Origin of the sequence: Prochlorococcus marinus str. MIT 9201 (assembly GCF_000759955.1) — a bacterium.
GTDB classification, from domain to species: domain Bacteria; phylum Cyanobacteriota; class Cyanobacteriia; order PCC-6307; family Cyanobiaceae; genus Prochlorococcus_A; species Prochlorococcus_A marinus_G.
This window is the reverse complement of the sequence record NZ_JNAL01000012.1, coordinates 89,414-112,850: the sequence shown is the minus strand read 5'-3', so window position 1 is coordinate 112,850 and position 23,437 is coordinate 89,414. Positions and strand designations below refer to the sequence as shown.

Here is a 23,437-nt window from a genome sequence, read left to right as displayed (position 1 = left end):
CAATAATTGGAGCAGATTGTCATATTGGACCTAATGTCTATATTGGAGAAAATACTGTAATAGGTAACAATAATCATATTCTTCCTGGATCATCAATTTTAGGTAATGTACAAATAGGAAATAATAATATAATTCATCCAAATTGTGTTATTTACGAAAATACCACTTTAAAAAATAATTGTGTAATTAATTCAAATTCTGTTATCGGATCAGAGGGATTTGGTTTTATTCCTAAAAATGGCAAATGGTTAAAGATGCCTCAAAAAGGTGGTGTAAAAATAATGAGTTTTGTAGAAATTGGAACGAATTGTTGTATTGATAGACCCGCAGTTGGATTTACTTTTATTGATGAGGGAACAAAGTTGGATAATTTAATACAGATAGGTCATGGAGTAAAAATTGGAAAGAATTGCGTATTTGCAGCTCAAGTTGGCATTGCTGGAGGAGCAAATATTGGAGATGGTGTTATTTTTGCTGGGCAAGTAGGAGTCAATAATAGAGTAAAAGTTGGTAATAATGTCATAGCGAGTTCAAAATGCGGAATTCATTGTGACATAGAAGATGGCAAAGTAATTAGTGGTTTCCCCGCGATGGAAAATAAATCATGGTTAAGGAGTTCAAGTATTTTTAAAAAATTACCTGAATTAGCAAAAAAACTTAGACAACTAGACAAGCAATAATTTATTGTTCTATTAAACAAAAATTTAAATGAAGAATTATAAGATTGTTTTATTGTCAGGAGACGGAATTGGACCAGAGATTTCAAAAGTTTCAAAAAAAGTTTTAAAAAAGCTTTCAAAAAATCATAATTTTGATGTAGAGATTATTGAAAAATTATTTGGAGGAATTGCTTATGAAAAATATGGGACTCCTGCTCCAGATGAGACACTAGATCAATGCAAAAAAAGTGATGCTGTACTTTTAGCATGTGTTGGAGATGTTAAATATGACTCTCTTGCAAGAGAATTAAGGCCAGAAAGTGGGTTACTAAAGTTAAGATCTGCCCTAAACCTTTTCGCGAATATCAGGCCTGTCAAAATAAGAAAATCTCTATTAGATGCAAGTACATTAAAAAAAGAAATCGTTGAGCATGTAGATCTTATTGTTGTAAGAGAATTAATAGGGGGAATTTATTTTGGAAAGCCAAGAGGACTAATAACAAATACAAAAATCCCAAAAGCTTTTAATACGATGGTTTATGATTCGGCCGAAATAGAGAGAATAACAGAAATAGCAATAAAAATTGCCAACCAAAGAAATAAAAAAATTTGTTCTGTTGATAAATCAAATGTTCTTGAGGTTAGTCAATTGTGGAGAGATACAGTTTTAAATATCACCTCAAAAGATAAAAATATATCTCTAAGCAATATGTACGTTGATAATGCAGCAATGCAATTAGTTAGAGATCCTGGTCAATTTGATGTAATTTTAACAAGTAATTTATTTGGAGATATTTTAAGCGACTTAGCCGCAATGTTAACTGGTTCTATAGGTATGCTTCCATCTGCTTCTCTAAACAATAATGGGCCAGGAGTTTTTGAACCTGTTCATGGTTCGGCTCCTGACATAGCTGGCAAAAACATAGCAAATCCTATTGCAATGCTTTTATCCGCATCAATGATGTTAAAAATCGGATTAAATGAAGAAGAAGCCGCAGGAAATTTAGAAACCGCTATTGATAAAGTATTATCAAAAGGATTTAGAACAGCTGATTTAGCTGATGGGTCTTCCAAAGTATTATCTTGCAGTGAAATCGGAGATAAAATATTAGACGAAATTTAAAAAAAAATTAATAAATAAAAAAATATTTTTAAGTTGAACATAAAGTTGGCATATGACCTGTCAGAATTACTAGATATTGTTTTTAAAAAATGTCAAAACGTCATCCAGTAGTCGCTGTAACAGGATCTTCAGGAGCAGGAACAAGTACGGTAAAAAGAGCCTTTGAGCATATTTTTGCCAGAGAAGATATTGTTCCCGCAGTTGTAGAAGGTGATAGTTACCACAGGTTTGAGAGAATGCCCATGAAAAAAGCTATGGCAGAGGCTCTTTCGAAAGGTGAAAATTTTTCTCACTTTGGTCCAGAAGCTAATCTTTTTGACAAACTAGAAGAACTTTTTAAAATTTATGGAGAAACTGGAGGAGGGAAGAAAAGATATTACCTACATAGTCCTGAAGAAGCTGAAGAACATAATACAAGACTTGGGACATCCCTAGAACCTGGTCAATTCACCCCATGGGAGGATATTCCTGAAGGGACAGACGTACTTTTTTATGAAGGGTTACATGGTGGGGTAGAAGGTGATGGATACAATGTGGCATCTTATGCTGATTTACTTGTTGGCGTTGTTCCAATAACAAATTTAGAGTGGATTCAAAAAATCCATAGAGATAATGCAGAAAGAGGTTACTCAGCAGAAACCATTGTGGATACTATATTAAGAAGAATGCCTGATTATATAAATCACATTTGTCCACAATTCAGTAAAACTGATATTAATTTCCAAAGAATTCCCACAATTGACACTTCCAATCCTTTCATATGCAGGAATATTCCAACTCCTGACGAGAGCTTTGTGATTATACATTTCAGAAAAGGAGCAAGAGAAAAATGGGGAATTGATTTTCAATACTTGCTTGGAATGATTCACGATTCATTTATGTCAAGTCCAACTAGTATCGTTGTAAATGGAGGTAAAATGGGTTTTGCAATGGAACTTATTCTTACCCCAATAATTCATAAAATGATTGAGGAGAAAAATAAAGGATAGTTAATTTTCGAATATTAACTAAAATCATTATATTTTTTCTAAGGATTACGGAATTTCTAATCTATAAAATCTCAAATATTTATATATCTTTCTTGATAAAAGGACCTTGCTTAGATTTAAATAGAAAAAACAGGTTTTATTGTGTCATTAATCGACTGGTTTGCCGCAAGGCGTAAAGATCAATTTGTTGGGAAAGTTTCGCAAGATACTGACGAGGGAGATGGTTTGTGGGTTAAATGTTCAGAATGTTCGCAAGTAGCCTATAGAAAAGACCTAATTTCTAATTGCAATGTTTGTAGTAATTGTGGTCACCATAATAGGATTAATAGTGATGAAAGGATAAATATAATTGCTGACAAAAATTCATTCGAAGAGTTTGATAGATCACTAAGTCCTACAGATCCTTTGGGTTTTAAAGATAGAAGGTCATATGCTGATCGAATTAAAGAAAGTCAAGCAGGCACAGGTTTAAGAGATGGAGTCGTAACAGGTATCTGTTCCGTAAATTCAATGCCTTTAGCATTAGCTGTTATGGATTTTAGATTTATGGGAGGGTCTATGGGTTCAGTAGTTGGTGAAAAAATTACAAGAATAATTGAAAGAGCAACTTTAGAAAATTTTCCAATTCTTATTGTTTGCGCATCAGGAGGAGCGAGGATGCAAGAAGGTATGTTAAGTCTCATGCAAATGGCAAAAATATCTGGAGCATTAAAAAAACATAAAGAAAAAAATCTTCTATACATGCCCTTATTAACTCATCCAACTACTGGGGGGGTAACAGCAAGCTTTGCAATGTTAGGTGATTTAATTTTGGCTGAACCTAAAGCTCTTATTGGATTTGCTGGAAGAAGGGTTATAGAACAAACATTAAGAGAAAAATTACCCGATAATTTTCAAACAGCTGAATATCTGCTTGCACATGGTTTTGTTGATGTAATAGTTAAAAGGAAGGATCTCAAAGATACTTTGACTAAAATTCTAAAAATTCATGGTGTAAAAGAACTTGCAAAAACAAATATATAAAATGAGAATAATTTCAAATTTCTTTTATTTTTCTTTATGCGTTTTATTGATTACTTTAAATTTTGCTTCCTATTCATATGCGATAGGAAATGTTGACTGGGTTCTCCTCAAAGAGAATGATGATGGAAAAGAATGGCTTGATAAAGGCAGTATTAAACCCCTTCCAAATGGTGAAATAAGTGTCTTAACAAAGTTTTTTAAAAATCCAACTAATTCTAATGATGATGGAGAGTTATCACTTTATGTAATGAGAATTAATTGCGATGAAAAAAAGTTCAAAGATACTTCCATAAATGGAATTCCTCAATTCAATTCAAAATGGCAGACTTCTAATAATGATGAGCTAATAGATGTTGTTATTGAAAATAGTTGTTCAGAGTTTATTAAAAGATAAGAATGAATACTAAAAATAAAAAATTAAAAATAGCAATAGCCGGTTTAGGGTTTGGGAAAAAAGTTCATTTAGAGGCATTAAAAGAGTCTGATTATTTAACTCCTGTAGCTATTTATCATTATGAGACTAAGCAAAAATCGATACATGAAAAAGAAACTGGATTAGAGTTCTTTCATAATTGGGAAGAATTAGTTAAGTCTCCAAAAATTGATGGAATTATAATTGCTACCCCTCCTGAATCAAGATTTAAATTAGCAAAACAAGCTCTTGAGAATAATAAAAATTTGCTTTTAGAAAAACCCGTTTCAATATCCTCCTCAGAAATTGAAGAGCTTCAGAGAATATCTTTGATTAATAATTTAAGCGTATGTGTTGATTTTGAATATAGAGCAGTACCTCTTTTCCTTCAGACAAAAAAACTTATTGATGAAAATATCTTAGGAGATATATATTTAGTCAAATTAGATTGGTTAATGGGCAGTAGATCAGACCCCAAAAGAGCCTGGAATTGGTATTCATTGGAAGAAAAAGGTGGAGGAGTTATTGGCGCCTTAGGTACTCATGCATTCGATATGTTGAATTGGTTTTTTGGGGAAGCAATAAACGTGTCTGGCAAGTTAGCAACATCAATAAAAAAAAGACCTTTACCTGATTCATCTGATTTAAATGATGTTACGAGTGAAGACGTGTGTTTAGCAAATATAGAGATATCAAACTACGGCTCGAATCTTATTCCATGTCAGGTATCTTTATCATCGATTTCTAAAAATGGAAGAGGATTTAGTTTAGAAATATATGGAAGCGAAGGTTCACTTATTCTTAAAAGCGAAAACCAAAAAGATTATGTACATGGTTTTAATTTGAAATATTCAAACAACGAAAATAAAATACAAAATCTAACTGCAGATTCAAGTTTTAATTTTGAAAAAACATGGACTGATGGGAGAATAGCTCCAGTTTTGAGAATTCAAAATTTATGGGCTAAGAGTATTTTCAATAAAACGCCCATCATTCCAGGCTTGTGCGAGGGACTTGCAAGTCACAAAGTTTGTGAAGCTATAAAAGAATCATCTAAGAGTGGATTAAGTATAAAAATTTAGGGCTATACATTAATACGTAGCAAATATCACCTCATAAAGTATTAGATTGGTTTTATTTTTTCTTCATATTCTGGAAAAATCAATTGAACTGAATTTTTAAGGATGGCTTTAAATTATTACAAAAATGAGCTTAAAGAAAATGCTCAATTACTAGCTTCAAAAGGTAAAGGGATATTAGCAGTAGATGAATCCACCAAAACAGTTGGGAAAAGACTAGCTGGAATTGGTGTCGAGAATACAGAAGAGAACAGGAAAGCATATAGAGGTATGCTTTTTACTACAGAAGGTCTTGGTAAATACATAAGTGGAGCAATCCTTTTTGAAGAAACTCTTTATCAGAATCACCAAGATGGTGAATCAATGGTTAAGAAATTAAATGATTTAGGTATTATTCCAGGTATAAAAGTTGATAAAGGTTTAAATCCACTTCCTGGAGCAGGAGATGTGGAAACTTTTTGCTCTGGCCTAGATGGATTAGTTGAAAGAGCAGCAAAATATTATGAACAAGGCGCAAGATTTGCAAAGTGGAGAGCAGTTCTTCAGATAACAAGTGATGGTTGCCCTTCAAAACTATCAATACAAGAGAACGCTTGGGGACTAGCAAGATATGCTAGATCAGTGCAAGAATCGGGCTTGGTACCAATTATTGAACCTGAAATCTTAATGGACGGAGATCATACAATTGAAAAAACTGCTGAAGTTCAAGAAGAGGTTATTAAGCAGGTTTACATGGCTTGTCAAGCAAATGGAGTCTTTCTTGAGGGAACACTTTTAAAACCTTCCATGACGGTAAATGGAGCAGATTGTCCAACTAAGGCAGATCCTATGAAAGTTGCCGAGATGACTATTAGAACCATGGAAAGATGCGTTCCTGCGTCTGTCCCTGGGATAGTATTCTTATCAGGAGGATTAAGCGAGGAGGCTGCTTCAGTTTATTTAAATAATATGAACACTCTTTACAGGAAAGCTTTATGGAACGTTTCATTCTCATATGGAAGAGCCTTACAGCACTCATGTTTAAAGGCCTGGAAAGGAAGTGATGTAGATGGTGGTCAAAAGGCCTTGATAGCAAGAGCTCAAGCAAACTCAGAAGCCTCTACAGGTTCCTACGTAGCAGGGTCTCAACCCTCATCAGATGAGCAATTATTTGTTGCAGGCTATACTTACTAACCTAAAAATTCTAAAAATATACACTGGGTCATAAAATTAGTTTCTTTAATTTAGTATTTTGTATATCTAATGACGTGACATTTGATACCTCAATATACTAAACTCGCGGAACATATAGCTTAATTACTAAGCATCTAATTAATTTTAATTATGGCCCTTGTTCCCCTAAGACTACTTTTAGATCACGCTGCTGAAAATGGATATGGTATCCCAGCGTTTAACGTAAATAACCTTGAACAAGTTCAAGCGATTATGGAGGCTGCATATGAAACAGACAGTCCTGTAATTCTTCAAGCTTCAAGAGGTGCTAGAAATTATGCTGGAGAAATATTCCTTCGCCATCTAATTCTTGCTGCAACTGAAACTTATCCTAATATTCCAGTTGTAATGCACCAAGACCATGGTAACGAGCCATCAACATGTTATTCAGCAGCAATAAATGGTTTTACATCTGTAATGATGGATGGTTCTTTAGAGGCAGATGCAAAAACACCCGCGAGTTACGAATATAATGTTGCTGTCACAAAAAAAGTGGTGGATTTTGCTCATTCAGTTGGAGTTAGTGTTGAAGGAGAATTAGGTTGCTTAGGTTCATTAGAAACAGGAAAAGGTGAGGCAGAAGATGGTCATGGATTTGAAGGTGAACTTTCTACAGATATGCTTTTGACTGATCCTGAAGAAGCGGCAGATTTTGTTGCTAAAACAAAAGTTGATGCATTAGCAATTGCTATAGGTACAAGTCATGGTGCATATAAATTCACAAGGAAGCCTACAGGAGAAGTTCTTGCGATAAGCAGAATTGCTGAAATCCATAAAGCACTTCCAAATACACATCTTGTAATGCATGGATCTAGTTCAGTACCTCAAGAATGGTTGGATATCATTAACAAATATGGTGGTGAAATCCCTCAAACATATGGTGTTCCTGTTGAAGAGATTCAAGAGGGAATAAGAAATGGAGTTAGGAAAGTCAACATTGATACTGATAACAGGCTTGCTTTCACTGCTGCGGTAAGAGAGGCAGCATTTGCAGACAAGGCAAACTTTGACCCCAGACATTTCAACAAACCTGCTAGAAAATACATGAAGCAAGTTTGTCTTGACAGATACAAGCAGTTCTGGTGTGAAGGTCAAGCAAGTAAGATCAAGCAAAACAGCACCAATTACTTTGCTGATCTTTACGCTAAAGGTGATTTAGATCCCAAAGTTATAGCTACTGTTTAATTAATAACGGAATCAATCAAGAAAAAGACCTCCAAAATTGGAGGTCTTTTTTTATTTCAATATTAATGATTTTAATGTGACGACACCATCAGTCCCACCAATTGTCTCGTCACAAGCTCGCTCTGGATGAGGCATTAAACCTAGAACATTACCCTTTTCATTAGTTATGCCTGCGATATCGAATGAGGATCCATTAGGATTATTTTTATATCTCAAAGCGATCAATTCATTATCTAGAAGTTTTTTTAAAGTATCAGAATCACAATGATATCTTCCTTCCCCATGCGCTATGGGTAACTTAATAGTTTGTTTTTCACCTCCATCATTAAACCAACCTCCTTTTGAAGAAACAATATCAAGTTCAACATCATCACAGATGAAATTAAGATTTTTATTTGCAGTAAGGGCACCAGGCAAAAAGCCTGATTCTGTTAAAATTTGGAAACCATTACAAATTCCTAAAACTCTTCTTCCACTTTTCACAAAGTTATCCAAAGAATTTATTAATGGTGAGAATCTCGCTATTGCTCCGCATCTTAAATAATCACCATAGCTAAATCCTCCGGGTAAAACTATTGCATCTACATCGCTTAAATCTGAAGACTCATGCCACAAGTATTTCGTTCTTATGTCTAAACAACCTTCCAATGCCCATGAAACATCACGATCACAATTAGAACCAGGGAAGACAACAACTCCTACAGTAAAATTATCCATCTTATAGTTTTTCTAGAGAATACTCATAATCTTCAATAACGGTATTTGCGAATAACCTATCACACAATAAATCAATTTTTTCTCTTACTTCGTTTTCACCATTACCTTCTATTTTTACCTCAATCATTTTTCCTACACGTAATGATTTTATTCCCTCGGCTCCAAGTTTTATAGAAGCAGATTTGGTAGCTTCCCCTGCTGGATCTAAAACTGAGGGTCTTAGTCTTACAAAAACTTTTACAGCAAATTGGTCCAATTAAAAATTAATTTCTACTAGAAGATTAGTTTAAATTTTAATAAAAAGAACTATTGATTAATAAACAAATATTTTTTACATTAAGGTTTTCTGAGTTATTAAATATTTATGTAACCTCTACCAAAACAAACTAAACAAGTTCTTCTAGAATTTTCATGTGTTTTAAAATTTCCTGCCCCTCCACATTTTGAACATTTTATTTTATCAATTGATGTAACTTCTTCAGAGATTATTTGTTTTAAAGTAATTTTTGGATTTTTCATCTTGGGCTGTCTACTGTAGTTAGTATCCCGACAGCTAACTATAAAGTCAAATTGCTATTTTTGGTTCACTTAAAATCTTAAATTTCTCTTTAATTTTTCTATTGAAATTTTTTATAGATTTTTCATCAAAGGAAATTATTACTAATTCAAGCCCAGCATTATCATTTGGTCTCCAACAATTATCTGGAGCTTCTTCAAACCAAGTATTAATTTTCTTTCCGATAATTTGTATTTGTAAAGGCAATGATTTGTTTGGTATCCAAATACGTCCTTTTATTCGAAGAATGTTTAATTCATCCAAGATTTTTAACATCTCCTTTTCAAAGTCATTTTTTTCAAGGAAATAATTTAATTTAAATGAATCTGATACAAGCTCAACATGATTATGGTCATGTTCTTCCTTTAAAAATTCTTTATAGGTCTCTTTTTTAAAATTAAAGTCAAATAGATAATTTAAATCAATTTTGCCATTCTTGGATTTAAGGACTGGTGTAGATGAGTTTAGACTTCCTTGAATTTTATTTTTTACAACGTCAAACTGATCATCATTTAAGATATCTGATCTTGAGACTAAAACGATATCAGAAACTTCTAGTTGCTCCTCAAAAAGCTCATCTATAGTGGCGTTGTGATCAATTTTATCTGTTTCATTATATTGTTTTGTTATTTTATTTAAATCATTAATTGGTGAACCATTAAGCATTGACTCTCCATTAACGATTCCAACAACTACATCAAGATAGATGGAAGACCTAATCTCAGGCCAGTTAAGTGCTTTAATTAAGGGAATAGGTAGTGCCAAACCACTTGTTTCGATAATTATTGATTCGATAGGAGGATTAAATTCTAGGAGAGCTTTTATTGATGGAACAAAATCATCTTGAACAGTACAACATAAACATCCATTGTTTAATTCGATAACGCAGTCGTCTTCAGATTCATCGCATTTATCACAACTTCTAATCAAATCACCGTCAATTCCAACATCACCAAATTCATTAATTATTAAACCAAATTTTTTATTACTCTCTTTTAATAGATATCTTAGAAAAGTTGTTTTACCTGAACCAAGAAATCCCGAAACAACAATAACTGGAATTTTTTTTTTCATCTTTGATGATTAACAACCTAGGCTATATTCTGTACTCTCTCCTGTAGAACTATTTATCCCATTAGCGATCGCACATAATTGTTTTTGTTGTGTACGACTAAGAACAGCATCAGTAAAATCTGCACCATCTATTTTTGCACCTTCAAAATTACTCTCCATTAATAAAGCATTAGTAAAATTGACATCCGAAAGATCAGCATCTGTAAAGTCTGTTGCATAAGCTAGTGCATCTCTTAAATTTGCTCCATTAAACTTTGAGTTTTGCAATTTACTATTATTAAATACCGCCCCTTCTAAATTACTTTCACTGAAATTAAACCCATTCAAATCAAACTTAACGTATTCGTTACCGCTTAAGTCTTGACCATGCATATCTGGCTCTAAATTAAGGTCTTGCTGGTTTCTAATCTCAGGAGGTCTTTTAGCCCATGCAGAATTTACAGAATTAAAAAATAAAATCCCAACCAATAACAAAGTAATTAATGCATTCTTTAGCGAGGGGAAAACAATTGATTTAATCATGATAAGACTGTATTTTAGAACTTAAGTATTTAAAGTTTGTAAGAGTATCTTAAAGGAAAATATATGGCAATGTCACTAAAGGTTATTGTTCCACCTCATCCATTAATAAAACATTGGCTTTCAATATTGCGAGAAAAAAATACACCAAATATTTTGTACTCAACTGGATATGAACAATTAGGGAAATGGCTTACATATGAAGCATTACGTAATTGGCTGCCATATAAAAAAGAAATAGTAAATACTGATAATGGAGACGCAGATGGATTCTTTATTAATAATGATTATCCAATAAAAGTGCTCGCAATTTTGCCCGAAGGGTTATCTCTTTGGTTTGGATCTAAAGAAGTAATTCCTAATTCAACCCTCTCATTAGGAGAACTTCCTAAAACTATTGAATCAAATGAAGGACTTATATTTTATTCAGAACAAATAACAACAAAATCAACAACACTAGAAACTTTAATAAAATTAAAGGAATTAGGTGTTGATTCAAATAGGATTCTTTTAATAACTGCTATTTGCTCAAATAAAGGGTTAAATGAAATTGCGAAATTGCTCCCTAATCAGGTAATTTACACTTCTTGCATAGATGAGGAAGACGAAAAAACACAATTATTAGTACCCGGGATTGGGAATCCTCTATCGCGTTTAAGTACTATATTTCAAGATAAGAACTAATATAGAATATAGGAGTAAATATTTTACCAATGTCTGAATACAGAGATTCGTCTTCAAATAATCTTTTATCATTAATAAGCGGTGCTTTTATTGGTGCAGCAGGTCTAGCTTGGTGGTTAATATCCGAAGCAGACAAAAGAAAGGAGGAAAAAAAACAAAAAGCAATGATGTATTCCTCCAGAATTCAAGACGGCTCAGAAGCGATTGATTCAAATGAGAATATAAATGAAGTTGAAGGAGAGAATCTGGAGAAGAAAGTTGAGCAACTTAATTCTGCAATTGCTGATGTGAGGAAGCAACTTGAAGAGTTGGGGCAATAGAATAAAAAAGGTTCTCAAATAATATGAATAAACTCAGATCATCTGCAATAACCCAAGGTGTGCAAAGATCGCCTAACAGGTCGATGTTAAGAGCTGTTGGATTTAATGATGAAGATTTTAATAAACCTATTATTGGTGTTGCAAATGGATACAGCACCATAACACCATGCAATATGGGTTTAAATAAATTAGCCATAAAAGCTGAAGAGTCAATAAAAAGATCAGGTGGGATGCCTCAGATGTTTGGGACTATAACAGTAAGTGATGGGATTTCTATGGGAACAGAGGGTATGAAATATTCCCTAGTTTCAAGAGAAGTTATTGCTGATTCAATTGAAACAGCATGCAATGCTCAGAGTATGGATGGAGTACTTGCTATAGGTGGATGTGATAAAAATATGCCGGGTGCCATGATTGCGATTGCAAGAATGAATATTCCCTCAATTTTCATTTATGGAGGGACAATTAAGCCAGGGAAATTGCATGGAGAAGATCTTACTGTTGTTAGTGCATTTGAAGCTGTTGGACAATTAACATCAGGCAAAATTAATGAAGAAAGGCTAATCCAAGTTGAGAAAAATTGTATTCCTGGTGCTGGTAGCTGTGGAGGAATGTTTACAGCTAATACAATGTCTGCGGTTATTGAAGTATTAGGGTTAAGTCTTCCTCACAGTTCCACTATGGCTGCTGAAGATCTTGAAAAAGAACTAAGTGCAGATAAAAGTGCTGAGATATTAGTCTCTGCAATAGAAAAAGATATAAGACCTCTAGACCTAATGACAAAGAAAGCATTTGAAAATGCAATATCAGTAATTATGGCAATTGGCGGATCAACAAATGCGGTATTGCACATCTTAGCTATCGCGAATACTGCAGGAATAGATATCAACATTAATGATTTTGAGAGAATCAGACAAAAAGTACCCGTTATTTGTGACCTTAAACCAAGTGGTAAATATGTGACTGTGGATCTTCATAAGGCAGGTGGGATTCCACAAGTAATGAAAATACTTTTGAATGCAGGATTAATTCATGGCGATTGCAAAAACATTGAAGGCAAAAAAATCTCAGAATACTTACAGAATATTCCAGATAAGCCTCCAACAAATCAAAATGTCATAAGAGACTTAAATGACCCTCTTTATAAAAAAGGACATCTAGCGATATTAAAAGGTAACTTAGCGAGCGAAGGTTCTGTAGCCAAAATTAGCGGAGTAAAAAACCCTGTATTAAAAGGTCCCGCAAAGATTTTTGAAAGTGAAGAGGATTGTTTAAAATCGATATTAAATAACGACATCATAGCTGGTGATGTTGTTGTTATTAGAAACGAAGGGCCTGTAGGAGGCCCAGGCATGAGAGAAATGTTAGCTCCAACATCTGCGATTGTCGGTCAAGGGCTAGGAGAGAAGGTGGCTTTAATTACCGATGGCAGATTTAGCGGGGGTACCTATGGTCTTGTGGTGGGTCACATAGCTCCAGAGGCTGCTGTAGGAGGAAATATTGCTCTAATAAAACAAGGTGATTTAATTACAGTAGATGCTGTAAAACAACTAATTGAAGTTGATTTATCTGACGAAGAATTAGAAAAAAGAAAAAAAGATTGGGTAAAACCTATTCAAAAATACAAAAGAGGAATTCTTTCAAAATATTCGAAAATCGTAAGCACATCAAGTTTAGGGGCTGTTACTGATTTATAAATCAGCTCAAATTTTATTTTCTTAATCAATAAAACTTTTTATCCTATTTGCTAAATTTTCCAATCTAGCACTGTATTTTGGTGAGTTGCATTTTTTCCCATTATTGCTATCCATCCATAATGTTTTAACTCCACACCATAATATTGGTTCATCTGCGAAGTTAAGCTTAGAGATTACTAAAACCAACTCTTTATTTGATTTAAAAAGTTCTAATTCAAGATCATAAATTTCTAATCTTTTACCTTCTTTATCTCGACATAAGATATTAACTGTTAAATCAATATCTTCATCTTCGAATTCGTATTCACCATTTATTTTTACTACAGAATGAACAAAAGGTTTATTTGTTAAATCTGCTGACTTAGCGATTAAGCTCTCTATATTTTTAGGTGGATTTTCAAATAACACTTATTGATTTAATTAAAACTTTTATTGAACCCTGTTTAAACTCATTATTAAGTAATCCATCATCACCGAACTTAGAGTGTAGTAGTTGCAATCTTTTAATTTTAGCTGGCTTGAATTTAAATGGAAAACGTACTTTATTAGCCCTTACTGAAGGTTTCAACTCACTAAAAGGAATTTGAACATTTGTTGTCCCGAATTTTTTTGTTGGGAACGATTTAATCCATCTAAGTCCACCTGGAATAAATTCGGTTAGTCCTAGTAGATCATCTTCACAAGCGACAGCAAATTTAAAAGTTCTTCCTTGTCCATCAATATTTAATTCAAAGGATGAATACTCAGATACATTTAAAGAAGGTTTATATATAGACGATCTACAACTAACAAATCCTCCTGCTTTCTCGACAATATTGCCCTTTAATATCAAACCCGAATTTGAAATCTCACAAAAAGCTGAACTTGATCCGCCCATAACAGTATCATTTAATGTTTCCCAACCATCGAACTCCTTTTTCTGGAATAAAAAATTTTTTTTACTCATTGAATGATTAAAATTATTATTAGACTTTAACTAAATTTCCAATTCTTTTGCTGATTCTTGATCACAAAATATTGAAATTTGATTGTTAGATTTTATTAGTTTTGATGGTGTTCTATCGAGAGGCTCTTTTTCGTCTAATAACCTTTTAAGAGCAATTCTTTTATTGGATCCACTTACCAAAAATAATATTTTTGATGAGGCTGAAAGGACCTTAGGAGTTAATGAAATTCTTTTTAACCCTTTACCTTCATTAAAAATAACAAAATCATCTACATTATTATTTTTTTGATAAGGAAAGAGCGAAGCTGTATGACCATCGTCTCCAAGACCTAATAATGTTAGGTCAAAAGTTGGAAGGTTTGATCCGCATTTTTCAAATAATTTAGAAATAAATTTATTTTTTGTAGCTTCATCATCAGCATTTAAATCATTGAAAATTTCATAAAAAAAAGCCTTAGATCCAAAATTAGTTAACAATGAATTCTTCAACATTAACGAGTTACTCAATTCTGAATTTGGATCAACACATCTTTCATCCCCTAAAAAGACATCAACCATATCCCATTTAAGATCACTTTTTGATAAAAGCTTATAGACAGATTTAGGAGTTGAACCTCCACTTACACAAAATTTAAACCTGTCTTTCTTTTTTAAAGTATGAGTAATGTGACTTTCAATAAACTTAAAAACAGCTGTTGATAGTTCTAACTTGTCTTTGAAAATGTTTAGTTTATATCCATTTTTAACCTTTTCAATCATTTCATCCATTCAGTATGAAAACTACCTTCCTTATCAATTCTTTCATATGTATGAGAGCCAAAACAGTCTCTCATTGCCTGAACAAGATTCTGAGGAAGTCTATTAGTTCTATAACTATTCAAATAATCTAAAGTACTGGATAGGCATGGTACTGGTATTCCTGCTTTTGTGGATAAAGAAACTACCTTAGCTAAATTATCTAATCTTGTCGCAATTTCATTATTGAACCAATCATCAAAAATTAAATTTTTTAAATTAGGATCTTTGTTATAAGCATCTTGAATTTTACTTAATAATTTTGATCTAATTATGCAACCACCTTTCCATATTTGAGCAATTGACGGCATATTCAAACCATAGTTATACACTAAAGATGCTTCTCTTAAAATATCCATTCCTTGGGCATAGCTGGAAATTGTGGCAAGGACTACAGCATCAAATAAAGGTTTCATTCCATCTGATATATTTCCTAAATCAAAATCCTCTATCTCTTTAGATGGAATAGTTTTTTCAATCTCGCTACGCTGATCTTTTAAAGAACTCATTACTCTTGCATTTAAAGATGCATAGATAGTTGGGACTGATACACCCAGTTCTAACGCACTTACAACAGTCCATAACCCTGTACCTTTCTGACCAGCTTTATCTAATATTTTTTCGACAACATCATCTCCAGTTATCTCATCTTTTGTATTTAGACAAATCTCTGTTATCTCAACAAGATAAGAAGCTAATTCATCAGTATTATTCCAAATACCAAATACCTCAGACATCTGCTGTCCATTCATACCTTTAACTCTCTTCATAAGGTCATAAGCTTCTGCGAGTATCTGTTCAATTCCATATTCAATTCCGTTATGAACAGTTTTTACAAAATGGCCTGAGCCTCCTGGTCCAACATATGCAACACATGGTCCGTCTTCTACTTTGGCAGCCATTTTTGTTAATAAGCTTTCTATTGCATCATATGAAGCTTTAGTTCCACCAGGCATCATACTTGGCCCTTCAAGAGCTCCTTTTGCACCACCTGAGACTCCCATTCCAATGTATCCAAAACTTTTACTTTCAAGAGTATTTACTCTTCTTTCTGTATCTTTAAATTGAGAATTACCTCCATCTATTAATAAATCTCCTTCTTCGAGATATCCAGAAATATTATCTATAACAGCATCTGTTGCAGGTCCAGCTTTTACCATCATTAGAATTCTTCTAGGTCTCTCTAGCTTATGAACAAATTCTTGAAGAGTTTCAGCTCCTTCTATATTTTTCCCAAGGCCACGACCTTGTAAAAATTCTTCAGTTTTTGAATAAGTCCTATTAAAAACTACACTAGAAAATCCATTTCTCTCTGCGTTAAGAACTAAATTTTCGCCCATAACACCAAGACCTATCAAACCAAAATGTGCCTTGGACATAAAAAATAAAAAACTCAATAAATATAGTGTGCCTGCAACTCAACAAAATTGCTCAAAAAAAATACTTATGTCAGCGAAAAATGATCGAAAAGATTTAAATAACAGTTTCGTTTGCAATAGTTGCATTTTTAACTACTACAACAATTCCATTTCTTATATAAAAGCCTAATTCAGGTTTATCTGCTTCTTCTACTCGATCTTTATTAATGATCACCACATTATCTCCAATCCTTGTATTCTTATCAAGAATTGCTCTTTTCACAGTAGTCCCTTCACCCACTCCAAGAGGCGTTCCGCCTCCTTTTCTTAATTCAATCCTCTCTTCAGGCGATTCAAAGAAGTCGGCACCCATAACAAGAGTATCCTCAAGAACAGAGTCACTTTCAATCCTGCTTCTTACACCTAAAACACAATGTAAAATACTGCATGACTTCAAGATTGTACCTTCACAAACTATTGAATCAGTAATTTGCGCATCAACAAGTTTAGAAGGGGGAAGAAATCTAGGTCTTGTATAAATTGGAAATTTTTCATCATAAAAACTAAATGGAGGTTTTGGTTGCTCAGTCAATGCAAGGTTGGACTCAAAAAATGCCCCGATGGTACCAATATCTTCCCAATAATCATCGAATACATAACTTTTAAGAGTATCACCCCTATTAAGGGCTTCAGGAATTATGTCCTTACCAAAATCCGTATAAGTAGGAAAATTATTTAGAAGATCGAATAAAGTATTTCTGCTAAAAACATAAATACCCATAGAGGCTAAATAAGGTTTTTCGGCAGCTGACTCCTTACTTAATCCAAACTTTGAAGTATCTACTGCCATTGCCTTCAACTTCTCTCCAGTAGGCTTTTCACTGAATTCTTTTATATTTCCTATATCGTCTGTTCTCATGAGACCAAAGCCTTCTGCTTGGGCTTTATCAACAGGCAAAGCTGCTACAGTTAAATCAGCATCATTATCTCTATGATGTTGAACAAATAAGCTGTAGTCCATTCTGTACAGTTGATCGCCTGACAATATTAAATATTCATCAACATCCCATTCTTGAAATAACCATTGGTATTTTCTGACGGCATCAGCAGTCCCTTCGAACCATTTTGGACTATCAGGAGTCTGTTGCGCGGCTAAAACCTCCACAAATCCCTGTCCAAAAGGTCCATTTAAATTATATGTTCTTCCTATATGTCTATTTAGAGATGCACTATTGAACTGAGTCAATACATACATTTTCTCTATGCCTGAATTAATACAATTACTTATTGGGATATCTATTAAACGATACTTACCTGCCAATGGAACAGCAGGTTTCGCCCTCATTTTTGTTAAAGGGTAAAGTCTAGAACCTTTTCCTCCTCCGAGGATGATGGCCAACACACGCTTCATTCAATCTAATGGAGGTAGAGATACAACTATTTAAAGTAACTGATTATGGGCAATTTTAAAAATAGGAATGGTCAGTTTACGAAGGTATTTCGATAAATTACTTGAAAAACTTAATATAAACGAAGAAAATTTAGCTATTTCTATCCTCATCCACCAAAGAAAACAACTTTTCTACGATTTTTAAAGAAGCTTGCCTCTCTTCTCTTGATTGAGGACTTCTCAACTTAGTGACAGGCGTGTGAAGTATTTTATTAACAATTCCTTTAGTCAAAGCTTCCACAACTTTTCTTTCTCTTGCAGAAAAATCTGGTCCCATCCTACTAAGAGCTTTTTGTAATTCCTCTTTTCTAATTAACTCCAAATCTGATCTAAGTTTATTAATTACTGGAACTGCTTCTAAGCTTGCCCACCACTCAAGAAAAATGATTCTTTCTTCTTCTACTAAACATTCTGCTTCCTTTGCGATTTTCTGTCTAAATTCCTGATTTCTTGAAACGACCTCCTGTAGGTCATCCACATCAAATGATTTTACAAATTTATGTTGTTTAACATCATTAGATATATTTCTCGGTACACCAATATCAATAAATTTAAGTTTATTATTTAAATTTAATTTTTCAATTCTAGCAAGATCAATTATTGGTTCTTCTGACGCTGTACTTGTGAAAACAAGAGAAGATATTGATATATTTTCATCTAATTCGTTTAACCCTTTGCAAACAATTTCCGTATCAGGGAAGTCTACCGCAAGATTTAATGCTCTATCAATATTTCTGTTGACAAGAATAAGTTTATGGCATCCTTTTGATTTTAAATGAGTTATTAAAAGCCTACTCATTCTTCCAGCCCCCACTACAAGAACCTTCTCTGATTCCAAACTCACAAGTGTATCAACACCTTTTTCTTGTCCAATTTTTAATTGTGCGAGTTCTACCGCTGCTGAACTGATTGATACAGCTCCAGTGCCTAAATTTGTTTCAGATCTAACTTTTTTACCTGTACTGACAGATTGGGTTAATAGTCTATTAAGAATAGGTCCAGTAGATTGATTCTCTTGCCCTAGTCTCATCATTTTTTTTACCTGAGAAAGTATTTGGCCTTCACCTAAAACGAGGCTATCTAGTCCTGCAGAAACTTTCATTAAATGCAAAACTGCATCTTCTTGTCTAAAACAAAAAAGGTGAGGATTTAAATCTTTAAAAATAATCCCAGAATATTCTGATATAAATTCTTTAATGGATGAAATGCCAGTATTTTTATCTTTTACTAACGCATATATTTCCAGCCTATTACAAGTACTTAAAATTGACACCTCTAACACATCAGAGAAAGCTTTTAATGCTTCCAATGATTCTTTTATAGATTGATCAGGAATACTTAACTTCTCACGCACTTCTACGGGTGCCGTGCGATGACTTAGTCCGACGACAACAATATGCATAAAACCAAAAGTGAAATTTTAAAGGCTGATACTCTTAGCACCATCTTTTATATGGACTGTATTTGTGAATCTTGCAGTACTATCTAATGTACTAATTACTAGACTGCTTGTTCTGACACAATCCCTTTCAAATTTAACTCCGTCAAATAATAATCCATCAGTTATTCCACTTCCAGCGAAAACAACATTTTCTCCCGATGCCAATTCGTTAGCTTCATAGATTTTATCTATATCAGTTATGTCCATTTCATTAAGACGTTTTATATTTCCTTCTTTTGTGTAATCAGCCCATTCAGAAGTTTGAGCAATTGCTGGATCATAAACTAGTTGTCCTTGAAAGTGTCCACCTAAAGCTCTCATTGCAGCAGCAGAAATAACACCTTCAGGAGCTGCACCTATACCCATTAAGCAATGTGTGCCAGTGCCTGCAAAACCACATGCAATCGCAGCTTGAACATCACCATCAGAAATCGGCTGTACTTTTGCACCACATCCTCGGATCTCTTTGATTAAATCTTTATGCCTAGTTCTATCCATTACAACAACAGTAAGTTCATCAATAGAGAGATCCAAGCAATCACTAAGAATTTTCAAGTTTTCAGTAGCCGAATTTCTAATATCTACTTTCCCTTTAGCCGCAGGAGGAGCTGCTAATTTGTTCATATAGAAATCAGGCGCATTAAAAAGACCTCCGGTATCTGAAGCTGCCAAAACAGCCATAGAACCTCTTTGGTTATTTGCACAAAGATTAGTTCCTTCACAAGGATCTACAGCGAAGTCAACCCCTGGTCCATTTCCACTTCCTACTTCTTCACCTATATAGAGCATAGGTGCTTCATCTCTTTCACCTTCTCCAATAACAATTTTCCCTTTCATTTCAATTTTGCCCATTCGCAATCTCATTGCCTCGACAGCTGCAGCATCAGCTTCATCTTTTTGACCAAGTCCTGTTAGTTTTGCTGAAGCAATTGCTGCTTGCTCGACAACTTCGAGAATTTCTTGAATTAAAGTTTGATTCACAATTAAATTTTTGAGGATTTTCTAAAAGGTTTTGAGTATGATCTCATAAAAAGTGTAATTTTTTATAAGATTATTATGCTAATAAGCTTTTTAACTCTTTACAGCTGTTACTTTATCAGGCCGTGACTTGAAATTAGGAATAAACAACTAAATATAGTATCTTTATTAAATATTTTAAAAATTAAATGACTGAGTCAAATCAAACAAATTTAGCTGGTGTTAATAGACCAATTCAAATAATTCCTTCCGTTTTACCAGCAGATTGGGCAAATATGGGGGCTTGCGTGAAAGAGCTTGAGGAGGCTGGGGTAGATAGAATTCAATTTGATGTGATGGATGGGAATTTCGTGCCAAATCTTACTTTCGGTCCTGAAATGATTACTGCATGCAGGAAATATTGCAATGTCCCTTTTGAAACTCAATTAATGGTGAGCCAATACAATTGTGAAACCATGCTTGAATCTTATGTAAGCGCTACAAAAGGGGCTAATGGTGAACCAGGAGTAGTAATAGCTCATGCAGAAGCAAATATTCATTTGCATAGAGTTCTTGGAAGAATAAGAGACCTAGGAGGATCTCCTTCTGTTGCATTAAACCCTCATACTCCATTTGAAATGATAAAAAACATTATGGATATGGTCGATCATGTTTTAGTTATGACAGTTAATCCAGGTTTTGGTGGACAAGCATACATACCAACAATGCTTAATAAAATCAGAGAAATTAGAAACTTTGTTATCGAAAAAAACTTAAATGTAGACATTGAAGTTGATGGAGGCATCAAAGCAAATTGGACTATTTCACAATGTGCTGGTGCCGGTGCTAATTGTTTTATTGCAGGAAGTGGAATGTTTGCTTACCCAACTTTAAAAGAGGGATGTGATGACCTGAGAAAAGTTGCAGAAGAAGCACAAAAAGGGAATATTCTTTCAGAGCCTTAATAAATTTTATGCCTGAGTTATGGGTGATTTTCTTATCACCCAAATATCCAGCCATAACTATGTAAACCTATTCCTAGGAAATTAACCCCTAAATAACATACTAAAACCACTAAGAACCCAGAAGTAGCTAATAATGCTGGTCTTCGGCCTTGCCAACCTTTACTTATTCTCATATGAAGATAAGCTGCATAAAACATCCACGAAATAAATGCCCATGTTTCTTTTGGGTCCCAACTCCACCATGTACCCCATGCCTCATTAGCCCAAACTGCACCTGAAATCAACCCGAGAGTTAAAAGAACAAAACCTATTAATATAGAACGATAACTTAATGTATCTAATTCTTCTGAATGAGAAAATTCAATATGATTAACCAAGTCATTTAAAGCATAGTTATTAGAAATTTTGAATCCTCCTACTCCTGCAGAGCTGCTTCTTATTTGAAGCGGTTTATTTTTATTAACGAATAAAACAGAAGCTGAAAGTAAAGAACCTATTATTAATGCCGCATAACTAAGCATTACAACACTAACATGCATTACTAACCAACTAGATCTTAAAGCAGGCACCAAGTTTGATGACAATTTCAAATCTTCAGGCAAAACAAAACAGGCAAAAGCTACAGTCAGTAACTCAATAGGTATAGCAATTGATGGAATTATTGGAGATTGATATTCCCTTTCAATCAATAGTTGTCCCATTGTGATACCCCAAGTAAGGAAATAAAGAGATTCATACAAATTGCTAATTGGGAAATGTCCAGAAATTGACCACCTAAAAAGTAATTGCAATGTTATTAAAAAATTTACAAGAATAGTAAGTGCTCTTACAGTTAAATAAGATTTTTTTTGAAAAACTGCGACTAAAGATATCGGTAAATTAACTAATAAAATATAGAAAACAAAAAGCCCTAAAACTGAAACCGGGTCAAATATTAAATTTTTAAAAAGATTATCTAGTATCATTTCTAGAAATTTATCCTGTTTTAATATTCAATAACAACCAAATAATAATTTAAATCATTCTTATATGAGTAAATTTTTAATAATAAAGTTTTAATTTATTTTGCAAAAGAATTTCAAAGTTTGAAATTATCGCCTAGATAATACTTCTTGACTATTGGATTATCAGCTAATTCACTTGATGATCCGTAAGCTAAAATTTTTCCTTCACTTAATACATATGATTTATTAGTAATTAAAAGGGTTTCCCTTACATTATGGTCTGTAATTAGAATACCTACTCCGTCGCTACTTAATTTAAGAATTAGTTTCTTTAAATCATTAACAGCTAAAGGATCTATCCCAGCAAATGGTTCGTCTAGTAATAAGAATTTAGGCCCTTTTCTACCCACAGTTAGAGCTCTCGCTATCTCACACCTCCTTCTCTCTCCTCCTGAAAGTTGATAACCATAATTATCTAAAAAATTATTCAAATTAAATTCATTAATTAATTGTTCTCTTCTACTTCTAATTGCCGCTCGACTATAAGATGAATTCTGCAAAGCTAAATCTATATTTTCTTTAACAGTGAGGTCTCTAAATATGCTGGCCTCCTGAGTTAAATAACCCAACCCTAATCTTGATCTAGTTGGGAGTGGAAAATTAGTAATATTTTTGTCATTCATTATAACTTCACCTTTATCAGGTTTTATATTCCCAACTGCAAGATTAAAAGTTGTGGTTTTTCCTGCACCATTAGGTCCCATCAAACCTACAACTTCTCCTGGATTTACAGTTATGGAGACATTATTTACAATTAATCTTCCCTTTATTGAAAGGGATACATTTTGAATTTTTAAATTCATCTTCTTTGAAATCGATTAGTTATCTTATTTTCTTGAAAAGAAAATGAAATGGATAATAATAATCTAATAAATGAGAAAGATGTATTCATATTCATCAAAGAGGTTTCAAAAAAGGCTTATCGTTCTCATTTAATATCTCCTTATATTGTAATTTTCTCAATAAATCTTCCAAACATTGGCAAAAGGAATCGAGATCAATTCCTAAATTAGTTTTGGTTCTAGTTTTTATTCTACCCAAACCCTCTCCAAGCAAAATTGTAGCTCCATTTAAATTACCCTTACTTAAATGAAACTGCGATACGGATACTTGTAAAATGCCTTGGATGACTTGTCTTTCATCGCCATCAAGAGAATTCCAAATTTCTTCAAAAGCATCATGAGCCTCATACCAATCCTGATTATTAAAAAGATTTAAAGCAATAAAAAGTGAATCTTCAAAACTTTTTGTACTCTCTTCATTCATGAAATT

General features: G+C 33.4%; 27 protein-coding genes. 12 read left to right on the top strand and 15 right to left on the bottom strand.

The genetic code is table 11. The annotated features are described in order from the left end of the window. The 8 genes from lpxD to fba form a co-directional block, all read left to right on the top strand. A partial coding sequence (lpxD, locus tag EU95_RS0108970) for a UDP-3-O-(3-hydroxymyristoyl)glucosamine N-acyltransferase (RefSeq protein WP_032522341.1) occupies positions 1 to 680 on the top strand: 680 nt, incomplete at its 5' end. A gap of 28 nt (positions 681 to 708) precedes the next feature. Further along, positions 709 to 1,782 (top strand): 3-isopropylmalate dehydrogenase, encoded by a 1,074-nt coding sequence (gene leuB / locus EU95_RS03635; RefSeq protein ID WP_032522340.1) that lies wholly within the window; start codon positions 709 to 711, stop codon positions 1,780 to 1,782. An 89-nt stretch (positions 1,783 to 1,871) separates the two neighbouring features. Further along, the gene (locus EU95_RS03640) at positions 1,872 to 2,771 is read left to right on the top strand and encodes a phosphoribulokinase (protein ID WP_032522338.1); all 900 of its coding nucleotides are present in this window, start codon (positions 1,872 to 1,874) and stop codon (positions 2,769 to 2,771) included. Positions 2,772 to 2,912: 141 nt separating this feature from the next. Further along, positions 2,913 to 3,794: an acetyl-CoA carboxylase, carboxyltransferase subunit beta gene (gene accD / locus EU95_RS03645; RefSeq protein WP_032522337.1), complete on the top strand. Its 882-nt coding sequence runs from the start codon at positions 2,913 to 2,915 to the stop codon at positions 3,792 to 3,794. 1 nt (position 3,795) lies between these two features. Further along, a complete protein-coding gene (locus EU95_RS03650; RefSeq protein ID WP_032522348.1) occupies positions 3,796 to 4,188 on the top strand; it encodes a hypothetical protein in 393 nt (130 codons plus the stop codon). Positions 4,189 to 4,190: 2 nt separating this feature from the next. Beyond that, positions 4,191 to 5,288, top strand: coding sequence for a Gfo/Idh/MocA family protein (locus EU95_RS03655; RefSeq protein WP_032522336.1), 1,098 nt, complete (start codon positions 4,191 to 4,193; stop codon positions 5,286 to 5,288). 102 nt (positions 5,289 to 5,390) lie between these two features. Further along, complete coding sequence (locus EU95_RS03660) at positions 5,391 to 6,458, top strand: class I fructose-bisphosphate aldolase (RefSeq protein WP_032522335.1); 1,068 nt, start codon at positions 5,391 to 5,393, stop codon at positions 6,456 to 6,458. A 150-nt stretch (positions 6,459 to 6,608) separates the two neighbouring features. After that, on the top strand, positions 6,609 to 7,682 hold the full coding sequence (fba, locus tag EU95_RS03665; protein WP_032522334.1) for a class II fructose-bisphosphate aldolase: 1,074 nt from the start codon (positions 6,609 to 6,611) through the stop codon (positions 7,680 to 7,682). 51 nt (positions 7,683 to 7,733) lie between these two features. Here the strand turns inward: fba and purQ are convergent, their stop codons facing one another. The 5 genes from purQ to EU95_RS03685 form a co-directional block, all read right to left on the bottom strand. Continuing rightward, a complete protein-coding gene (gene purQ / locus EU95_RS03670) occupies positions 7,734 to 8,399 on the bottom strand; it encodes a phosphoribosylformylglycinamidine synthase subunit PurQ (RefSeq protein WP_032522333.1) in 666 nt (221 codons plus the stop codon). Between the two features lies 1 nt (position 8,400). Continuing rightward, positions 8,401 to 8,655 carry a phosphoribosylformylglycinamidine synthase subunit PurS gene (gene purS / locus EU95_RS03675; protein WP_032522332.1) on the bottom strand — a complete coding sequence of 85 codons (255 nt, stop codon included), beginning with the start codon at positions 8,653 to 8,655 and terminating at the stop codon, positions 8,401 to 8,403. Between the two features lie 98 nt (positions 8,656 to 8,753). After that, positions 8,754 to 8,918 carry a hypothetical protein gene (locus EU95_RS09960; protein WP_193742479.1) on the bottom strand — a complete coding sequence of 55 codons (165 nt, stop codon included), beginning with the start codon at positions 8,916 to 8,918 and terminating at the stop codon, positions 8,754 to 8,756. Between the two features lie 46 nt (positions 8,919 to 8,964). After that, positions 8,965 to 10,029 (bottom strand): GTP-binding protein, encoded by a 1,065-nt coding sequence (locus EU95_RS03680; protein ID WP_032522330.1) that lies wholly within the window; start codon positions 10,027 to 10,029, stop codon positions 8,965 to 8,967. A gap of 9 nt (positions 10,030 to 10,038) precedes the next feature. Then, on the bottom strand, positions 10,039 to 10,551 hold the full coding sequence (locus EU95_RS03685; RefSeq protein ID WP_032522329.1) for a pentapeptide repeat-containing protein: 513 nt from the start codon (positions 10,549 to 10,551) through the stop codon (positions 10,039 to 10,041). A gap of 63 nt (positions 10,552 to 10,614) precedes the next feature. Between EU95_RS03685 and EU95_RS03690 the strand changes: the two genes are divergently transcribed. The 3 genes from EU95_RS03690 to ilvD are packed head-to-tail and all read left to right on the top strand — an operon-like array spanning position 10,615 to position 13,249. After that, positions 10,615 to 11,232, top strand: coding sequence for a uracil phosphoribosyltransferase (locus EU95_RS03690; protein WP_032522328.1), 618 nt, complete (start codon positions 10,615 to 10,617; stop codon positions 11,230 to 11,232). Positions 11,233 to 11,261: 29 nt separating this feature from the next. Further along, positions 11,262 to 11,552, top strand: a complete 291-nt coding sequence (locus tag EU95_RS03695) for a hypothetical protein (RefSeq protein WP_011376338.1) — start codon at positions 11,262 to 11,264, stop codon at positions 11,550 to 11,552. Positions 11,553 to 11,575: 23 nt separating this feature from the next. Then, positions 11,576 to 13,249, top strand: a complete 1,674-nt coding sequence (gene ilvD, locus EU95_RS03700; protein ID WP_032522327.1) for a dihydroxy-acid dehydratase — start codon at positions 11,576 to 11,578, stop codon at positions 13,247 to 13,249. A gap of 21 nt (positions 13,250 to 13,270) precedes the next feature. Here ilvD and EU95_RS03705 read toward each other — a convergent pair whose 3' ends face one another. From EU95_RS03705 to glpX, 7 genes are all read right to left on the bottom strand, one after another. Next, the gene (locus EU95_RS03705) at positions 13,271 to 13,657 is read right to left on the bottom strand and encodes a hypothetical protein (protein ID WP_032522326.1); all 387 of its coding nucleotides are present in this window, start codon (positions 13,655 to 13,657) and stop codon (positions 13,271 to 13,273) included. Then, a complete protein-coding gene (locus tag EU95_RS03710; RefSeq protein ID WP_032522325.1) occupies positions 13,647 to 14,195 on the bottom strand; it encodes a CIA30 family protein in 549 nt (182 codons plus the stop codon). Before EU95_RS03710 ends, EU95_RS03705 begins: the two co-directional genes overlap by 11 nt. A gap of 30 nt (positions 14,196 to 14,225) precedes the next feature. Beyond that, positions 14,226 to 14,963 carry a 6-phosphogluconolactonase gene (pgl, locus tag EU95_RS03715; protein ID WP_032522324.1) on the bottom strand — a complete coding sequence of 246 codons (738 nt, stop codon included), beginning with the start codon at positions 14,961 to 14,963 and terminating at the stop codon, positions 14,226 to 14,228. After that, entirely contained in the window at positions 14,951 to 16,369 is a 1,419-nt protein-coding gene (gene gndA / locus EU95_RS03720) for an NADP-dependent phosphogluconate dehydrogenase (RefSeq protein ID WP_032522322.1), read from the bottom strand. The genes pgl and gndA overlap by 13 nt, the downstream gene beginning before the upstream one ends. Positions 16,370 to 16,463: 94 nt before the next feature. After that, positions 16,464 to 17,759: a glucose-1-phosphate adenylyltransferase gene (locus EU95_RS03725; protein ID WP_032522321.1), complete on the bottom strand. Its 1,296-nt coding sequence runs from the start codon at positions 17,757 to 17,759 to the stop codon at positions 16,464 to 16,466. A 130-nt stretch (positions 17,760 to 17,889) separates the two neighbouring features. Continuing rightward, positions 17,890 to 19,200, bottom strand: coding sequence for a glutamyl-tRNA reductase (locus EU95_RS03730; protein ID WP_032522320.1), 1,311 nt, complete (start codon positions 19,198 to 19,200; stop codon positions 17,890 to 17,892). An 18-nt stretch (positions 19,201 to 19,218) separates the two neighbouring features. Beyond that, positions 19,219 to 20,220 carry a class II fructose-bisphosphatase gene (glpX, locus tag EU95_RS03735; protein WP_032522319.1) on the bottom strand — a complete coding sequence of 334 codons (1,002 nt, stop codon included), beginning with the start codon at positions 20,218 to 20,220 and terminating at the stop codon, positions 19,219 to 19,221. Positions 20,221 to 20,405: 185 nt separating this feature from the next. On the opposite strand from glpX, the gene rpe reads away from it, so the two are divergent. Further along, positions 20,406 to 21,161 carry a ribulose-phosphate 3-epimerase gene (gene rpe, locus EU95_RS03740; RefSeq protein ID WP_032522318.1) on the top strand — a complete coding sequence of 252 codons (756 nt, stop codon included), beginning with the start codon at positions 20,406 to 20,408 and terminating at the stop codon, positions 21,159 to 21,161. Between the two features lie 35 nt (positions 21,162 to 21,196). Here the strand turns inward: rpe and ccsB are convergent, their stop codons facing one another. The 3 genes from ccsB to EU95_RS03755 form a co-directional block, all read right to left on the bottom strand. Next, complete coding sequence (ccsB, locus tag EU95_RS03745) at positions 21,197 to 22,126, bottom strand: c-type cytochrome biogenesis protein CcsB (RefSeq protein WP_032522317.1); 930 nt, start codon at positions 22,124 to 22,126, stop codon at positions 21,197 to 21,199. Positions 22,127 to 22,239: 113 nt separating this feature from the next. Next, positions 22,240 to 22,968: an LPS export ABC transporter ATP-binding protein gene (gene lptB, locus EU95_RS03750; protein ID WP_032522316.1), complete on the bottom strand. Its 729-nt coding sequence runs from the start codon at positions 22,966 to 22,968 to the stop codon at positions 22,240 to 22,242. 94 nt (positions 22,969 to 23,062) lie between these two features. After that, on the bottom strand, positions 23,063 to 23,431 hold the full coding sequence (locus EU95_RS03755) for a DUF309 domain-containing protein (RefSeq protein WP_032522315.1): 369 nt from the start codon (positions 23,429 to 23,431) through the stop codon (positions 23,063 to 23,065). Positions 23,432 to 23,437 lie beyond the last annotated feature (6 nt).

What these genes read in the sequence shown, in the direction of transcription:
- leuB (WP_032522340.1), top strand. Translation starts at nt 709, where the DNA reads ATGAAGAATTATAAGATTGTTTTATTGTCAGGAGACGGAATTGGACCA.
- EU95_RS03640 (WP_032522338.1), top strand. Translation starts at nt 1,872, where the DNA reads ATGTCAAAACGTCATCCAGTAGTCGCTGTAACAGGATCTTCAGGAGCA.
- EU95_RS03650 (WP_032522348.1), top strand. Translation starts at nt 3,796, where the DNA reads ATGAGAATAATTTCAAATTTCTTTTATTTTTCTTTATGCGTTTTATTG.
- EU95_RS03655 (WP_032522336.1), top strand. Translation starts at nt 4,191, where the DNA reads ATGAATACTAAAAATAAAAAATTAAAAATAGCAATAGCCGGTTTAGGG.
- EU95_RS03660 (WP_032522335.1), top strand. Translation starts at nt 5,391, where the DNA reads ATGGCTTTAAATTATTACAAAAATGAGCTTAAAGAAAATGCTCAATTA.
- fba (WP_032522334.1), top strand. Translation starts at nt 6,609, where the DNA reads ATGGCCCTTGTTCCCCTAAGACTACTTTTAGATCACGCTGCTGAAAAT.
- purQ (WP_032522333.1), bottom strand. Translation starts at nt 8,399, where the DNA reads ATGGATAATTTTACTGTAGGAGTTGTTGTCTTCCCTGGTTCTAATTGT.
- EU95_RS09960 (WP_193742479.1), bottom strand. Translation starts at nt 8,918, where the DNA reads ATGAAAAATCCAAAAATTACTTTAAAACAAATAATCTCTGAAGAAGTT.
- EU95_RS03680 (WP_032522330.1), bottom strand. Translation starts at nt 10,029, where the DNA reads ATGAAAAAAAAAATTCCAGTTATTGTTGTTTCGGGATTTCTTGGTTCA.
- EU95_RS03685 (WP_032522329.1), bottom strand. Translation starts at nt 10,551, where the DNA reads ATGATTAAATCAATTGTTTTCCCCTCGCTAAAGAATGCATTAATTACT.
- EU95_RS03690 (WP_032522328.1), top strand. Translation starts at nt 10,615, where the DNA reads ATGGCAATGTCACTAAAGGTTATTGTTCCACCTCATCCATTAATAAAA.
- EU95_RS03695 (WP_011376338.1), top strand. Translation starts at nt 11,262, where the DNA reads ATGTCTGAATACAGAGATTCGTCTTCAAATAATCTTTTATCATTAATA.
- ilvD (WP_032522327.1), top strand. Translation starts at nt 11,576, where the DNA reads ATGAATAAACTCAGATCATCTGCAATAACCCAAGGTGTGCAAAGATCG.
- EU95_RS03710 (WP_032522325.1), bottom strand. Translation starts at nt 14,195, where the DNA reads ATGAGTAAAAAAAATTTTTTATTCCAGAAAAAGGAGTTCGATGGTTGG.
- pgl (WP_032522324.1), bottom strand. Translation starts at nt 14,963, where the DNA reads ATGGATGAAATGATTGAAAAGGTTAAAAATGGATATAAACTAAACATT.
- gndA (WP_032522322.1), bottom strand. Translation starts at nt 16,369, where the DNA reads ATGTCCAAGGCACATTTTGGTTTGATAGGTCTTGGTGTTATGGGCGAA.
- EU95_RS03725 (WP_032522321.1), bottom strand. Translation starts at nt 17,759, where the DNA reads ATGAAGCGTGTGTTGGCCATCATCCTCGGAGGAGGAAAAGGTTCTAGA.
- EU95_RS03730 (WP_032522320.1), bottom strand. Translation starts at nt 19,200, where the DNA reads ATGCATATTGTTGTCGTCGGACTAAGTCATCGCACGGCACCCGTAGAA.
- rpe (WP_032522318.1), top strand. Translation starts at nt 20,406, where the DNA reads ATGACTGAGTCAAATCAAACAAATTTAGCTGGTGTTAATAGACCAATT.
- ccsB (WP_032522317.1), bottom strand. Translation starts at nt 22,126, where the DNA reads ATGATACTAGATAATCTTTTTAAAAATTTAATATTTGACCCGGTTTCA.
- lptB (WP_032522316.1), bottom strand. Translation starts at nt 22,968, where the DNA reads ATGAATTTAAAAATTCAAAATGTATCCCTTTCAATAAAGGGAAGATTA.
- EU95_RS03755 (WP_032522315.1), bottom strand. Translation starts at nt 23,431, where the DNA reads ATGAATGAAGAGAGTACAAAAAGTTTTGAAGATTCACTTTTTATTGCT.